Raw genomic sequence first — 14,878 nt, 5'->3', positions numbered from 1 at the left:
GGTCTGCCTTTTTTGCCTCAGGCGACAAGCTGAGTAGCTGGGTTTCTCTTGCTGGGTTTGGGGGGAATTTTGTAAACGCCTGGTGTCTCAGTCACTGCCCTACCTTCATTCCTTCAAGCATCTCGTCCACTGGTTTACCGCGCTTCAGCTCTCGCCATTCGGTTTTAATGGGTGAATATTCACACAAACAAATCACAACCCGCATATCCGTAGTGGGCGAAGCGAATTCGTGAACCTCTGTCACAATCCAATCATCAGATGAAGCATGAGTCGCACCGTTACCTGGGTCTTCCAAGTTTTTAAACCTTTGTACTCTGTCACCGACTTTTGGTAGTTGAAGAGAGTTCGTTCGATGCTCCCAAAGGATATCTGTTAGGCTCCCTCTAGGCATCAATAGTCTCTCTTCCCAACCTGGACCGCTGGCGCTGTCTGTTCTATACACAATCCAGTTTTTGGCTCTAGTCACCATAACGGGTGTCCTCAAATGAAGTTTGTTCGCCCTCGAATATGCAATCCACTTTGAGTATTGGATCTTTCGTTGGCACGACATCTACGAGAGTCCAGCCATACTTAGATTCCATCTCCAAACAATGTTCTTCGTCTACGGCTGAGTGAACGTTGTACTGAGTCGGTTCTTCACTGTAGGTCATTGCGCTCGCTCTTCACTCCTCACCCCCTGCCTTCTTCTCCCTGCCTTAGCTCCTGGTGCCTTTGGCGCTGGTGCCAGAGGTGGGAGGTTGTTCATTTTTTGCTCTGGCTGCGATCGCCCGTTTCACAATTACTCTTGCTATCTGCGGAACTGTTAGGAATTCTTCTTTAGCCCACTTTTCCAAATATTCCATATCTTCAGGCTCTATTCGCAGTGTTATACGAGGCTTGTCAGAAGGCATGGCAGGTATCTAAGAGTGTCCACAGAGCGCAATATTCTATCAATTATGGCTTCTATTGGCGTACTGAAGGAATTTCTAGACACCTGTTGACAAGGTGACGCACCAGTGGATACTATAGCTCACATAGGCAGGAAAAGGGAAGCAAACAAGGCAGCACACACCTAGCACAAACCCCCAGATAAAACCGCTAAGACGGTTGTCCGGATTAGGTTCTGGGAGAGTGATGGAAAAAGCTGCACACCTAAAAGCAAACCCGCTTGCACAATCAGATTTTTTGCACAACAGGACGCATACGCAACCATGCCTTCCCCTTCAACCATGAGGGTTAGGCGGTGTGGACAATTCCTTGATATCCCCATTCGCAAGGGTGAAGCGGCACGATTCCTCGGAATCCACCGCAACACCCTGACAAAATGGGACAAATGCGCTCGGAATCACATTGACAACTACCGAATGCATTTCGAGCAATCGGGGTCGAAGGAACAAGCACCGCTAAGCCCGTACCGCTTCTGGGTTTTGCTCAGACTCAAAGAGCTAAAGAGAATTTATCGAGACGAATCCCTAATCGAGAAGTACGTCAAAGCTCACCCTTACGATTTCAGCTTCCGCACATTTTTTGAACTCCGCAAACAGGAGAAACAAGCCTCATGAATAAACCCCAAGTCATGGATAAATTCGGTTTCAAAGACAGCGAAGAGTTTGATGCTTTATTGTTAGATTTGGGAATTGACCCAGAAGTGCCAGAATTAACAGAAGAACAAGTTGAATCGGTGAAAAACCACGTCACAGTTTTTGCCAGTTCCCTTGCCGGACTCCCCGCCACCCCACCCCAGAGCGAAAACACCAACACTAACAGCTCCTACCAGGCACCTGATGGAGCGATGACTGTTGTTACAAACCAGGGCTTGCAAATAGCAAAAGAGACCGGATTAGAGATTAGTCGAGGTGCCTTAGAAACCCTCTCCCAAATGACCTTTGATAAAGGCCGCCTTGACGCTGCCTTTCTAGAAAACGCCTACTGGCTTGGACTTCTACGGCAACAAAATCAACTGCGGGCAGCTAATACCGAGAAATTCATCCAGATGATACAGGCGCAACAAAATACCAATGTGGATATTGAAAAGCTGGCAACGGAGGCTGGACTGCTGAGCAACGAAGAACTCGTAAAAAAACTCTCAGCCGCCGCAGTAATGAACCCAACCAACTTGACCAATGCCGTTGCAGCAGCGACAGCTTGGTAGAGCTAATCGAGGTACTTAAAACCGAGCAAGCTCTGCGCCTCCATTACCAGCAGGAACTTCAAAAAATCCACCAATTACCGACCTCGTCAGGAGAACATAAAATGCAGTTAATTGACCGCCTCAACTATTTTCTTGAATGCTCATCGAATTGGGTTTTATTTGGAAAATTTAAGCCCACATCACCTTGGAAATTTTAGGAATGGCGCGACTGGCGATTGCTCATAACTTCACGAGACGAAAAAGAATGACCCAACTATCAGACTGGGCTTCCCAGCTAAAAAACGAACTTGAAAAGCAAACCTCAGCACGAGCAGCTCAAGTAGAGTCCCTGCTTTTTTCGGGAGACTACGAAGCTATCCGTGAGTGGCTGGAGCAGTGGGAATCAGTTGACAAAGTTTCAGATTCTCTGCGTCAACGGTATTGCGTTGCCCGTCGAGAGCTGCGACAAGAACGTTACCGCCAGCATCAACAACAGCTCTACGGAGAGGTAATAGACAAGATTACGGGTAAAGCCAGCACCAAAAGTTTGACCGGCTCCGGTGCTAGCTCTATCCCAACGACCGACACGCTAATCGTAAGGACTTGAACTAATCATGACATTTTCCACATCAGCTCATCCACTCCCGTTCTACGCTTCGGGAGAAACTCCACTTGAAGAACTAGTAGATAAATTTGGCTCCCGACTCGTCATGTTGGAGAATTACGAAAAACTCATCCTGTTAGCGACACTCGCAACGAACCTAGCTTTTCAAGAGACGAACGAAACAGAGGAGGATTGGGGTCATCTCGACACGTACCAGGAACTACCTTGTACCACCGTTAGCGATGAACTGACCGACACTTTACCCTCCCTCGATACCTTATCGCGAGACGCCTTATTGGGACTGTGTGAAGGCTTGATAGCACAACTGCGGTACACACAGGAGGTAGGTTGATGACACACCTTGAAGTTTCAGCCTCAACCCTTCACCGCACCATCGCCGACGTAGCCGATTTTTTGGAGCGATATACCGCCGTTGATAACGCAGCGGCCACTCAATGGGGGTTCTTAGACAACGGAGAGACTCTAGAGATTTGCCACAGACTGCTAGAAGAATTCCGCCAGTGCGAAGCGTGGGCGGCCTTAGAGCAACGTTACGAAGCCGTTGGAGGTTCTATCTACTGCCCCGACGACAACGAATGGGAGGTGGCGTAATGCTCGATTACGATTACCGCATCTCGGATGACTCTAACGAACTCTACCCCCCATACACAGGCCACGAGTTTTTAGCTTCTCACGAAAGCATTGACCAGCACGACTACTCATTAGCCTTTGGACAGTTCCTCGCCCTAGGCTTGGATGCCGATATCGCCAACATCCTCGCCTTCGGAGAGAACCGCTTCGACCTAATAAGCCCCGACATCGATAACCCACTCCGAATGGCCGCCTTCGAAGTCTACGACCGCCTGTGTGAGATGGGGTACTGGTGTACAGAAAGCGAGTAGTTAATACGCCCCTCTGGAGTGCGACCAGGGGCATCCATGAAAGAGGTTGAAATGGGCACCCGACCCAATAAATATCAAAAACAAGCCACACTCGGAATTGTCGGATTATTCCTCATTGCCTCCCCAATCCTTCTCAAACTTCCCTCTCAATTTCACACCTTCAACTCAACCACTCTTCTAGAAACAGAAGCCGCCCAACAAAAGGCAGAAATTGAAGCCAGCGAAGACTTAGAAAGAATCAAAATCGAACAGAAAAAACAAACAGCCGACAAGCTCAAACAAACCGGACTCTTGCCCTCAGGAGACAAGCTCAAAATTAGGGACTACTACGACAATACAAAATGGAATCCCAACCCCAACACCACAGGATTCCTCAAAGACGAAATTGTTTTTGTCTACGACTCAGCCGGCATTTGTATCGGCAAAATCCAAGCCCGGAAATGGTTGTGGAAACACTTCTATCAAAACATCTGCAACAACGTCCCCGTGAAGTAATTAGAGAATACCCATGCAAACGAACACAGGAAAAATCCCCACTGAAAAGACCACACCGATGGGGAAAACGGAGAACCCACAAGAACAAGATTATCAACATCAAACCTGGAGTGACTGGGCAGAAATCCTAGCTCGGTGGGTCGTTGACATCATAGCCATCCCCGCCTCCTTTATAGCCGCCCTTTTCGCTCAATTCTTAGAACGCAACGGTTCAGGACGCAAGATTCTCGGCTTTTTCGGCTTTGCGATTGGCACTCTATTAAGCACCGATGGAATCTGGCAAACCTTCTTCCAAGGGGTGCCAATCTTTCCCTGGTTCGAGACTCAATGGATAGGCTGGACAGGCTGGTTAATCCTGCCCTTTAACCCCCTATTTTGGATCTCTCTGGCTATCAGCGCTCTGATTCAAACCCAGGAAGCCAAAACATTACGTGGCAAGCCACCATCCGAGGCAAAAAAAGAATTTGAAGAAGCCAAACAGTACACCCTACCTGAAAAGCCCAAAAACACCATTGACCTAACACGAGCCTTGTGGGGACAGTACAAGAGAGCCGGCATGAGAAAACGCCAATCCGGCGGACTAATTGCCCTGTTCTTCTGGGTGTTTGATATTACCACAACAACCCTTAGTCGCTGGCCTTTTAAATATACCAACCCCGGCCTGATACTCGCCTGTTTAGTTTATAACCTTGGCACCATGATGGCTGGTGAAATTGGCTAACACATCTGGAAACATTCCGATGAATAAACCCCACACAGGGGAGTTTTAAACACAAAAATTACCCCTGCCAGAACATTCTAGCAGGGGTTTTTAAAGGAGGTTTTCATGGACACAGAAATTCCCAGTTTAACCACAACAGAAACTCAACGCTTACGCCGTGATTATCCATCCATTGAGCATTTGGAAGCCGGTAATGTAGCCGCTTGGTTAGTAGAGAGACAGGAGCAGTTATTAGTCAGGGCAAAAGAAGAAAGGACAGGCATGAATCTCGCCAAGCTGATTACATTAGCAGGTAGTGCCGTTGGAGCCATCTGTTATGCCACAAGTCCCCTAGCTCCAGTCGGTGTCCTAGTAGCAGGTGTGGGGTATGTGTGGGCCGTCGCTCAAGACATAAATGCCTCCCACCAATTCGCCCCTATCCCCTTTGTGCGGGGTAATTTTTTGGAGTTTCTCTCCGCCATGGGGGACTCAATAGCGCGACAAGACTGGTTCGCTAACTCTAACGAACTCGTAGACCTGATGTTTCACTTAGATCCATTTGAGCGCTACGAGTTTTGCATGTTGAAGGAACATGCCCACGTCTTGAGTGAGTACCTCAGCAGGATAGAACCAGGAAAGCGATTTTATGCCTACCGTTGGCTCTATGACTGGTTTTTCAACTTAAAAGGGTCATTCCCCGGTATTGACCAACTGACCAGCCACTTGGCGACAGTCACCGCCGACCCAAGGATTAATTATCACCAAGTGCAAGCGATTCAGGAACACCAGGTGCGTGTAGTTACACCACCGGCGGGGATTCCACCCACTCCAATTGAAAAACTACCAGAAACCTCTGTAGCTGAGCTACCCTCCACTATTGGAACAATTGACACTCCTTCCTCTAGTGTCACTTTAGACCAGGTGGCTGAAGAACCTATAAGAAAGGTTTACCCCCAAGAATTACCCACCCCTCAACAAACGACGCCCATTGTTCAAGGGTCATCACCAGCCCCTGTAGACATTGCGCTAGAGATGGCCTCTGTTCCCAAGTCCACCATCATCGCCGCCTCTCCTCGTGTAGGCAAAGGGATAGTGGTGTCAATGGCAATAGCACATCTGAGGCAACTGCACCCCGACTTAGAAATCTGGCTGATTGACCCCAAAGATGAGCCAACGGAACGAGATTACTGGAAGAGAATCGACATCGATAAACGATGTCACTTTGATTTACGTCCTTTTGACGTAGATGTAGAGGAAGCGATTGAAGTCTTCACCGAACACCTGACCCGATTTAACAGCTCTTTAAGCTATCGCAAACTTCTCATCATTGACGAATTTGTCACACTCAATCAAAAATGTGCAGGGACATTTATGACCCGGCTCAAAGACTTCATTGTGGGAATTTGTTCATCCGGAGAAGTCAATCCCGATTTAGGATTAGGTCGCTTTGCTTGGGTCATCACTCAATCCCCTTACGTCTCGGACATAGGCTTCAAAACCAAAGCCGCCCTGGTCACTTTTCAACGAGTGTTTCTGCTGAACAAAGCCTCAATTCATCTATATCCTCTTGCCGTATCCGCCTCATTTGTTCCCGCTGGACTTGAAGATAAAATTGCCCGATTGATGAAAGCCACAGGACGAGTGTTTTACTACTCTCGCACCGATTCCTGGCATCCCGTGCCTAACTACCAACTGCCGAATTCAACAAACGATACTCAGCTACGTGCCCAATTAGAAGGACTCGTCAAAGGCATTTCAGATACTCCGGAAACCCATAAGGAATCCCCCGAAACAGCCGAAAGAACTGAAACGACGGCTGAAACGCTGAAACCTCCAACAGATAATCATTTCAGCGAACAGGATGAGATTTCAGCGAAACGTTTCACTCCTCTGAAACTGCCATGGATGGAGGCAAGAGTTCTAGTATTGCGCCTGCGTTCTGAAATGAGCCAGACCAAAATGATTGAGGTGTTGTGGTCAGCCAAACCCGGAGAAAGTAAAGCCTACAAAGAGGCTGTAGCTGAGTATAAAGAGCTAACAGGAGATGAGGAAAAATAAAATGAATCAACTTAATTCCCAAGCGGTTCACTCATCAACCGCTTATCAGCGGGGATACCAACAAGCTCTTAGTGATTTTGGAATTAAAGAATTGTTGGCTAAACTAAGGGACTTGAATCCGGGGAAATATGTGGAAGAACAAGACCAAGAGAACTTGATTGCTTTCCTGATTCAGCAGCTAACAAATAACCTCAACTCAAAGCTCCTCGATAATTATTATCAAGCGCTGGAATCTGACTTCTTTGAGGTACTCCTCCAAGAAATCCAACCGTCCTCAAAAGAGCTGCCCATTCACTTCAAAGAAAACGCCATACCCTGCTACAAAGATGGGGAAAGCCTACGTTGGAATCCAGCGCAAGGAGGTATTGATTGGGGTATTGCCATTGGGCGCTTTTATGCCTACGCCCCCCATTTGTGCCGTTGGAGCTGGAAATACATTATCCTCCTCGACTCACACTCGCCCAGTGCTGCTTGGGTAAAAGTAGATAGCGCTTGGCAAGAGGATGTGGAACCTCTTGAAGAGACGCGGAGAGGGGGAGACGCTATTACGCGGGGACAGAAATTGGACAGGGATTGTGACCCCGCCCAACTTCAAGCCTCTTCATCGAAGATTCAGACGGGGCAAGAGCTACTTCAAACGCTCCGCGTCCCCGTGTCTCCGTGTCCCCGTGTCCTCACATATGAAGAGGTGGCTTGATGACCAACCCCCGTCCTCTGAATCAAAGGGAACTCAATCTGATGGAATTCTACAGTCGCTGCCAGCTAGGCATGTCCCCCCAACGATTCCACAGCAAGTGGTCTTTAACTTACGAGCAAATCGCTTTAATATGCAATCGCTCTGTATCTCATGTGCGGTTCTGGTTCTCACGCGGGCGCAATTATCGCCGTCCCACGAGCACCGATTTGCGCCATCTCGCCCTAGTGGATTTTTTGCTAGAACACAACCAAGACATTCCTCCCCGGCTTTGGAGTTTACTGTGTCCTCCTCATCAAGACGAATAGAGCTACACCATTAATTCCTCAAAAAGTCAATATCAGATTGATATTTTTTGAGAAGATTCTTTTCACTATGTTTGAACACAGTCAGTCAACGCCCAATCTTTAAGCATAGGCGGCAAGCTGACTGTGTTGTGGAATGAGCCATTATCAATCAATTAGCTGATGGTACTAGCCCAACACGAATAACCAAAGTGCCAATAAATGAGATGACATCTTCTTTAAAAGAGCCGACCAGGAGAGTGAAAGCATTAGACCTAAGTACAGGGAAAGTAACAATAAAGCAAATTCCTTTGAGTCAGATGGTGCTCCCTAGCCAGCCTGTTAGTGAACTTACCTCTGGTCAAATCTCTCGACTGACTAAACTTTATCAAAAGGTCGGCTATCTCATTGATGAAACCCTAGAAAAATGGGTTAAAGATTTTCGTTATGAATTCCAACCCGACCGGGAAATTCAGATTTGGGAGGAGATGGCTATTGTCTTTGAAAAATATAACAAGACTCATCCATTAAGCTTTGCTCAAAGACGAGATGTCCTGAAGCGATTAATCCAACTTGTAGGAGGAGAAGAACTTCAAGACCCCGTCTCCATAGAATTGGTCAAACTTTTCAAACAGGAACAAGCTTCAAGGTTTTGTATTCGACCCCACAAACCGCAGGCTTCTTGGGGAAACATTGATTCTGCAATGTTTGCTCACATTTACAGGGAATACGTTAAGCGCCATCCAGTAGGAATCCACGATAGTAAAGTTCAAGGACGCGGAGACGCGGAGATGGGGAGACGCGGAGAGATTATTCAGACAGGGATTGAAACCCCGCCTGAACCTGAATACGAGCCATTGAATCTTCGATACAGTGGGGGCGAGAGACCCTTGGGGGCAATAGCCCCGGACTTTGGGAGTAATAGTCTCCGCGTCCCCGCGTCTCCCACTCCCCGCGTCTTCTTCGATGAGCTTTTCGTCACTTTGATGCGCCTGATGGAGGGCAAAACTCCTGCGAGTGAGTTGGGTCAAGAATTACTCAAAATCTGGGAAGATTTACAACAAGCGGGGGAGCAAGATTTCAATCCAGACGATATCAAAGATGAAAGGCAAAAAAGGAAGAGAGCGGTTGTGAATCGTCCGGGTCAAAAAAAGTTTAAGCATCAATTAATGAAAGCTTATGGCGGGTGTTGCTCAATTACGGGCTGCTCTGTAGAAGCTGTCTTACAGGCGGCTCATATCATCCCTTATTTGGGGACTAAAACCGACCATCCCTCCAATGGACTTTTGTTGCGTGTAGATATTCATAAATTATTTGATATTCACTATCTGAGTATTAACCCCAAAACCAATAGGGTTGAGATGGCGGATGTCTTAAAAAATACCGTTTACTGGGAAATCGCTGGGCAAGCGTTAAGGATACCTAAAAGTAAAACCGAAAGACCTAATTCTAATGCGCTCTCCAAGCATTACCAAGTTTTTGAGAGTCGTTGGTTTAAGAATGCTTAACGATTTCAAGTTGTTTTATAAGTCTCAGAACTAGTCATGTTGACCCTGAACCCTAAACAATATCTATCGATGAAATTCTCCGCATCAGGAGCGTTGGCTTCACGTTGTCTATGAGCTATTTTGATGCGTAGCGTTTCAGTACGCGGTCAATGGCCTCATCCACTAAATCCAAATCAGAGGCTGGGTAGATATCGTAATATTTGCCTTTCAATTGTTCTTTGGCAGGGGTTTTCCCGTGGCGTTGTTTATAGGCTTCGACTGCTTCCATGTCAATATGCAGCCGTTGGGAAGAGTTTACTTTCTTTTTCAGAGCTTTGATGCGCTCGCTAATGATCCAAGATGTTGATTCTGATTCTGACAAAACGGGTGATATGGAGTCAAAGGGAGTTGTATCAGAAGCGTCTTCTACTTCCATCCCAACTGACTTTTCTGCCTCGATGGATTCAAAATAATCAATTAACAAGGGGATAACTGACTCCTGCCAGGTCACTTGTGGCCCTGACCAATCATTGGTTTTGGATGTGGCAAGGCGACTGAAGCCATAAATATTCCCTTCCTCCGTTAACTGCCAAATGCGCTTGCCATTTTCAGGACGCACCTGCAATCCCAGTTCAACCAATGCCTGGTTGACTTGTGCCGGTTTAATTTTCTTCCCCAAATCATCACTGAGTCTTGACGCCATTTCTGTGGCAGTCATCCCTACGTCGGGAAGAGGCGCACCCGAACTTATCAGCTTTTTGGCATCCTCAATGATATCTGCCAAGTCAGGAAATTTCCGGGCTAAAGCGTTGAACTTCCAGTGAGCGATAGCACTCTGATCTAGACCCGCGTCTTGCAACCAAACCGCTAAAGTATTGATTGATTCCATGGCGGTGGCTATTGCTTCTGATGAATCGATGCCTGAAGAAGAGGGAGAATGTTGCCCGTTAATTGACATGAGGAAAGTTACTTTTAGCTTACTGGTATGAATAGCACTCAGCGTCAGTGATGTCTAGTTCTTGTTGCACTCAAATATCCGTGCAACAACGTTGTTGTATCTAATTTTCAGTGCAACAATGGTGTTGTATCCATTTTTGGATGTAACGATGTATATCTATTGGCGCAAACGAAACAACAAAAACGCCCCTCCAACGCTTGACGCTTATCTATATGTTGGGAAGCGGGAAGGAGGCCAGGTGAAGACAACAAATATTGGCTATGAAAGGAACCATCAAAGAATTCAAGCCCTCCCTAGCACAACGGGCTTTATTTTGGGAGGAAGCTCTTGCTCGACTGAAAGTTCACAACCTACCGGAGGCAGAACAACAGAAGCTAGAGAATGCAATAGCACTAAAAGTCCAACCGGTAGACACAACATTAGCCGTCCGCTACAGCCCTGAAGATAAAAGGGGTAATCTCAAGCAGAGCATTACAACAACAGGACTACAGCCGATTCCCCAAAAGAACTACAGCCTCATCGTTGCTGACCCGCCTTGGACTTACTTGCTCAGAGAAACCGACCGGACGCACAGAAACCGAACTCCCTACCCGAATATGAGCGACGAGGAGATCTTCAATCTGCCTATAGGAGAAATTGCTGCACAAAACGCCTATCTTTTGCTGTGGGTGACGAATAATCACCTACCTGTGGGGTTTCAATGCCTAGAGACTTGGGGATTTACCTATAAAACTATATTCACTCTTTTCAAGGTGACCAAGAAATCTACATCGAATGAAATCAAACCCAGAATTGGGATGGGTCATTATGGGAGGGGCTGTACGGAGCATTTTCTTGTCGCAACTATTGGGAAACCCAAGAGCTTTCTACATCTGGGGTTAACCAATATTCCCAATATAATTCTCGCCCCCAGAACTGACCACAGTCGGAAACCTGAAGAGTTTTTCGTGATTGCGAATCGGTTGGGTGATGCTTTGGGGGGTTCTAAGATTGAGCTATTTGCTAGAGAATTGAGAGAGGGTTGGGATGCTTGGGGTGCGGAAGTTGAGGAAAACCCAGTTGGCGCACCATAACTATTGCAATAGGTGGAACCCGTATTCGGGTCAACTTTCATGTACGAGTAGATAGGTATTGCTGCATTATAGGTTAGCTCAAGATTGACAAGCGTGTTTAATGCAAGTTGCTCAATACCTGTCGGCTCACCAAGGGAATAGATTGCCAGAGATTTCCTTGACTTTCAGGTCGTAGGTAGCGACAGTCTCACCGACGGTATAAGCTTTCTGATCCTCTTTTGGTAGAGCCGTTTATGGGTAAGTTTAGCGATGTGAACTTAACATAATTTATGTCTTGTTAGATTCTTTACTCCCAGAGGCACTTTTTGCGCGATCGTGCTGCCTGTTTATGAGAGGATCACAGGACGGAATTAACGCGATTTCATGACGCTTCATGTGCAATTGCCTGGGGCCACTACTCCCACAGAGCAGCTAATTAATATGTGGGTTCATGGCAAAAGTGCCCATACAGCAGAACTTTATCGTCGCAGTGCTAAACGATTCTTAGAGTTCGCCGGTAAGCCACTGCATTTGGTCAGTTTGGCAGAAGTGCAGGCGTTTGCTGATTTTCTGGCACAAAAGGGGCTATCGGCATCTAGCCAGCGCTCAATCCTTTCGGCTGTTAAATCCTTGCTTAAGTTTGCTACGCATACGGGGGTGTTGCCCGTTAACGTTGGTGTACCGCTGAGTCTTCCTAAAGCTAAAGACACGTTAAATGAAAAGCTGCTGTCCGAGCTGGAAGTGATGACGATGATTGCTTTAGAGACTGACCTGCGTAACCGAGCTATTTTGCGAGCGCTTTATTTACTCGGTTTGAGGGTTTCCGAGTTATGCGACTTGAAATGGAAGGACTTGCAGCCACGCCCCAACGGTGGGCAGGTTACAGTATTTGGCAAGCGCTCTAAAACTCGTACAGTTTTGATGCCAGCATCTTTATGGGTTGACCTGATGCAGCTACGTGGTGAACTGAATGACAATGACCCAGTGTTTTGTTCCCGCAAGCATAACAATGAGGGGCATTTGTCGCGGATAGCTGTCTACTCTATCGTCAGAGAGGCGGCTAAAAAAACTGGCATCAAACGGAAAGTATCACCGCATTGTTTAAGACATTCTCATGCCTCTCACAGCCTCGATAGAGGCGCTCCGATTCATCTGGTGCAGCAAACGTTGGGCCATAGCTCAGTCAGCTCAACTTCTCGCTATTTACACGCTAGACCTAGCGACAGCAGCAGTTTATATTTGCCGGGGTAACGTGCTTTAAGCATTTCCTGGCTTAGGCATTGAGTTACTGGCACTTACTCGCATTACCTATCTCATAAAAGTGAGTTCAACTTGCCTACTACAATCACCGCCTCTTAATCGTCACTTGAGTTTCATTAAGGTTGTTTCTCACAGTTTTGAGAAAGGTGGGAATTGCTTTAAGTAGAGTCTTCTCTGCCCGTGTAGGTGGCTCAGACTCTGGCAGAGCGGCTAGCTCCTCTAGAGCCGACTCGATTTTGGTCAATAACTTCTGCTTCTGAAAAATAGGATCTGAGTTCCTATTTTTTTCGTCAGCCTGTTCGTGCCGCTGCTAGCTCAAGACTTTTCGCACGTAGCGAGTGGAAACCCCAATTGCTACTGCTAGAGCTGGGCCTAAAGCCTTCTCTCCCTCACGAGGACGCCCTCTCACGTCTCGGTAGTCCAATGCCCGCAGGCGCTCTGCTAATCGCTCAATCTCGTCGCGTGTGTAGTTAACCCGTTTCTCGTTTTCTGCTAGTTCTACTTGAAGTGCCCGCTCCGGTTCCGCTTCAGCATCAAACGGCATCATGTGAACCTGCACTAAGTCATTGGCAAAGTGTTGAGCGTAAGCCTCTGGGTTTGATTCTTTGAGAGTTTGAATTGCCGCCAGCCGATGTCCACCCGCAAGTAAAACTCTTTTACAGTCAACCACAAGGGGTTCAATCAATCCTAATACCGCGAGCGACTCCGCTAATTCAGCAACATGTTTGGGTTGCAGAGGTCTGGTATCAGCTTCTCTAGGGTGAATTTGAGCGAGGGGAATTTTGTTTTTTTGCGATCGCTCCTGTTCGGCTTGAACGGCTACTGCCTGATCCTGCTCATGGATTGCATCAGCTGTAGCCGTAGCTTCTGCGAATAAAGTTTCGCTGTTGGTTCGTCGTCTAGCCATTTAATATCCAGTTGGCGATCGCCTGTAAATCTTTTGCTCCCTTGCAGTTTGGATCGTACTGCATGATGGGAACTCGTTCAGCAGCGGCCCAGGCCAGAGATGAGTCCTGATGCACAACCAGCCGATTCACGGATGGATAAGCATTCTTCAGTTGTTGGTCAAGTGCTTGATCCATTGAGCGCCGCAAGTCAATCCGAGTGAGGGCTAGCGCCCATCGTTTTGCTCCTCTTCGTCCCTTTTGCTGTCTAAGCTTTAGTTCATTGAGGACACGCCCAGCTCCCATAACGGCGAGGGGGTGGGCATCAGTGCAAACTAGCGCCGCCTCGGCAGCAACTAACCCTAGACGCTCTAGATATTCAACTCCTGGAGGACAGTCGAAAATGAAAGCATCGTAGGCCATTGGTGCTACAGTATCCGCCAAATCTTCAGGGTCTAAGGACTGAATATTATGTCCTGCTAGATCGGGTCCACCTGGAAAAACGTAAAGCCCTGGAGCGGCTTCGAGTGGGTCTGGCGAACCCCCAGCAAGAAGTTCAGCAGTTCCAGGTGCGGTTGGATTTGTACCCAGTACATAAGCGGCATTGGACTGTGGATCAAGGTCGATCACTAAAACCTTTTGTCCCTGGCTAGCTAGAACAGAAGCCAGACCGCAGGCAATTGTCGTTTTGCCTACGCCTCCTTTACGAGCTGCAACTGCAATGCGCCTCTGAGTCATGCACAAAATCGTATCATGCTCTAATTGGGGTGAATTAGAAAGTTATTGCGAAAACAAGAAAAAAATTTGGCTGTACCTTAGATAAAAGTGCGCTCGGTGGTACTTCTTCCGAAAAAGTTGGTTTCAATCCCGTTGCCGGGATTCATTAATTGGAGAGTGTCGCGCTCCCCAAAGGAAACCGTTTAGCATTTTCGTTTCAATCCCGTTGCTGGGGACACACTACCGTTTGAGAGAGTACATTTAGGTATGGTTGTCTATCACTGTGCAGATTGGAATGAATAGTTCGAGCAACTGGAACACGATTACTGAGTCAAACTTCCCGTGGGAGCGGGAGGCGCTGGACTTCGTGCGTCAGCAGTTCCCTGCACATGAACCTTATCGAGCTTGGTCTAATTTTGAGTTTATTGCGACGGATGGCAGTATCAATGAGGTTGATCTGCTTGTCTTCACTCCGCAGGGTTTTTTCCTAATTGAGATTAAAAGTCGTCCTGGGCGGCTGTTTGGCGATGCAGGAACCTGGACTTGGGAAACAAACGGCAGAATTAAACTCAGCGAGACTGTCACCAATCTCGCTGGTCTTCAAAACCGTGCATGAAAATTTCTTTTCACACGGCTCCTCAATGGTTTGGTGCTTGTCACGCATACCTCATTA

Annotated in this window: 21 protein-coding genes; 15 read left to right on the top strand and 6 right to left on the bottom strand. The window is 47.4% G+C overall.

What is annotated here, in order from left to right:
• Positions 1-91: 91 nt before the first annotated feature.
• From NDI48_30800 to NDI48_30790, 3 genes are read right to left on the bottom strand one after another with little or no spacing between them, the layout of a single operon-like run.
• Positions 92-469: a hypothetical protein gene (locus NDI48_30800; protein ID MEP0835558.1), complete on the bottom strand. Its 378-nt coding sequence runs from the start codon at positions 467-469 to the stop codon at positions 92-94.
• Positions 459-650, bottom strand: a complete 192-nt coding sequence (locus NDI48_30795; GenBank protein MEP0835557.1) for a hypothetical protein — start codon at positions 648-650, stop codon at positions 459-461. The genes NDI48_30800 and NDI48_30795 overlap by 11 nt, the downstream gene beginning before the upstream one ends.
• A gap of 45 nt (positions 651-695) precedes the next feature.
• Positions 696-890 (bottom strand): hypothetical protein, encoded by a 195-nt coding sequence (locus NDI48_30790; GenBank protein ID MEP0835556.1) that lies wholly within the window; start codon positions 888-890, stop codon positions 696-698.
• A 300-nt stretch (positions 891-1,190) separates the two neighbouring features.
• Between NDI48_30790 and NDI48_30785 the strand changes: the two genes are divergently transcribed.
• The 12 genes from NDI48_30785 to NDI48_30730 all read left to right on the top strand — a co-directional run bounded on the left by NDI48_30785 (position 1,191) and on the right by NDI48_30730 (position 9,355).
• Positions 1,191-1,541, top strand: coding sequence for a hypothetical protein (locus NDI48_30785; GenBank protein MEP0835555.1), 351 nt, complete (start codon positions 1,191-1,193; stop codon positions 1,539-1,541).
• Positions 1,538-2,131 (top strand): hypothetical protein, encoded by a 594-nt coding sequence (locus NDI48_30780; protein ID MEP0835554.1) that lies wholly within the window; start codon positions 1,538-1,540, stop codon positions 2,129-2,131. Before NDI48_30785 ends, NDI48_30780 begins: the two co-directional genes overlap by 4 nt.
• A gap of 244 nt (positions 2,132-2,375) precedes the next feature.
• Complete coding sequence (locus NDI48_30775) at positions 2,376-2,717, top strand: hypothetical protein (GenBank protein MEP0835553.1); 342 nt, start codon at positions 2,376-2,378, stop codon at positions 2,715-2,717.
• Between the two features lie 7 nt (positions 2,718-2,724).
• The gene (locus tag NDI48_30770) at positions 2,725-3,066 is read left to right on the top strand and encodes a hypothetical protein (protein MEP0835552.1); all 342 of its coding nucleotides are present in this window, start codon (positions 2,725-2,727) and stop codon (positions 3,064-3,066) included.
• A complete protein-coding gene (locus NDI48_30765; GenBank protein MEP0835551.1) occupies positions 3,066-3,326 on the top strand; it encodes a hypothetical protein in 261 nt (86 codons plus the stop codon). Before NDI48_30770 ends, NDI48_30765 begins: the two co-directional genes overlap by 1 nt.
• Complete coding sequence (locus tag NDI48_30760; GenBank protein ID MEP0835550.1) at positions 3,326-3,616, top strand: hypothetical protein; 291 nt, start codon at positions 3,326-3,328, stop codon at positions 3,614-3,616. Before NDI48_30765 ends, NDI48_30760 begins: the two co-directional genes overlap by 1 nt.
• A gap of 36 nt (positions 3,617-3,652) precedes the next feature.
• The gene (locus NDI48_30755) at positions 3,653-4,111 is read left to right on the top strand and encodes a hypothetical protein (protein ID MEP0835549.1); all 459 of its coding nucleotides are present in this window, start codon (positions 3,653-3,655) and stop codon (positions 4,109-4,111) included.
• Between the two features lie 13 nt (positions 4,112-4,124).
• A complete protein-coding gene (locus tag NDI48_30750; protein MEP0835548.1) occupies positions 4,125-4,832 on the top strand; it encodes a hypothetical protein in 708 nt (235 codons plus the stop codon).
• 105 nt (positions 4,833-4,937) lie between these two features.
• Positions 4,938-6,869 carry a hypothetical protein gene (locus NDI48_30745; GenBank protein ID MEP0835547.1) on the top strand — a complete coding sequence of 644 codons (1,932 nt, stop codon included), beginning with the start codon at positions 4,938-4,940 and terminating at the stop codon, positions 6,867-6,869.
• Position 6,870: 1 nt separating this feature from the next.
• Positions 6,871-7,566, top strand: coding sequence for a hypothetical protein (locus NDI48_30740; GenBank protein MEP0835546.1), 696 nt, complete (start codon positions 6,871-6,873; stop codon positions 7,564-7,566).
• Positions 7,566-7,871, top strand: coding sequence for a helix-turn-helix domain-containing protein (locus NDI48_30735; protein ID MEP0835545.1), 306 nt, complete (start codon positions 7,566-7,568; stop codon positions 7,869-7,871). The genes NDI48_30740 and NDI48_30735 overlap by 1 nt, the downstream gene beginning before the upstream one ends.
• Positions 7,872-8,167: 296 nt before the next feature.
• Positions 8,168-9,355 carry an HNH endonuclease gene (locus tag NDI48_30730; GenBank protein MEP0835544.1) on the top strand — a complete coding sequence of 396 codons (1,188 nt, stop codon included), beginning with the start codon at positions 8,168-8,170 and terminating at the stop codon, positions 9,353-9,355.
• 115 nt (positions 9,356-9,470) lie between these two features.
• Here the strand turns inward: NDI48_30730 and NDI48_30725 are convergent, their stop codons facing one another.
• Positions 9,471-10,292 (bottom strand): hypothetical protein, encoded by an 822-nt coding sequence (locus NDI48_30725; GenBank protein ID MEP0835543.1) that lies wholly within the window; start codon positions 10,290-10,292, stop codon positions 9,471-9,473.
• A gap of 260 nt (positions 10,293-10,552) precedes the next feature.
• Between NDI48_30725 and NDI48_30720 the strand changes: the two genes are divergently transcribed.
• Together NDI48_30720 and NDI48_30715 are read left to right on the top strand one after the other, a co-directional pair.
• Positions 10,553-11,365, top strand: a complete 813-nt coding sequence (locus NDI48_30720; GenBank protein ID MEP0835542.1) for an MT-A70 family methyltransferase — start codon at positions 10,553-10,555, stop codon at positions 11,363-11,365.
• A 363-nt stretch (positions 11,366-11,728) separates the two neighbouring features.
• Complete coding sequence (locus tag NDI48_30715) at positions 11,729-12,595, top strand: tyrosine-type recombinase/integrase (GenBank protein MEP0835541.1); 867 nt, start codon at positions 11,729-11,731, stop codon at positions 12,593-12,595.
• Positions 12,596-12,914: 319 nt separating this feature from the next.
• Here the strand turns inward: NDI48_30715 and NDI48_30710 are convergent, their stop codons facing one another.
• Together NDI48_30710 and NDI48_30705 are read right to left on the bottom strand one after the other, a co-directional pair.
• Complete coding sequence (locus NDI48_30710; protein MEP0835540.1) at positions 12,915-13,511, bottom strand: ParB/RepB/Spo0J family partition protein; 597 nt, start codon at positions 13,509-13,511, stop codon at positions 12,915-12,917.
• The gene (locus NDI48_30705) at positions 13,504-14,226 is read right to left on the bottom strand and encodes a ParA family protein (GenBank protein ID MEP0835539.1); all 723 of its coding nucleotides are present in this window, start codon (positions 14,224-14,226) and stop codon (positions 13,504-13,506) included. The genes NDI48_30710 and NDI48_30705 overlap by 8 nt, the downstream gene beginning before the upstream one ends.
• Before the next feature lie 274 nt (positions 14,227-14,500).
• Here NDI48_30705 and NDI48_30700 point away from each other — a divergent pair, with 274 nt between their 5' ends.
• Entirely contained in the window at positions 14,501-14,821 is a 321-nt protein-coding gene (locus NDI48_30700) for an NERD domain-containing protein (protein ID MEP0835538.1), read from the top strand.
• The last annotated feature ends 57 nt before the right edge of the window (positions 14,822-14,878 follow it).

It is taken from the genome of Microcoleus sp. AS-A8, from assembly GCA_039962225.1.
Lineage (GTDB): Bacteria > Cyanobacteriota > Cyanobacteriia > Cyanobacteriales > Coleofasciculaceae > Allocoleopsis.
Note: the sequence above shows the minus strand (reverse complement) of the source record. Positions and strands in the feature narration are given on the sequence as shown.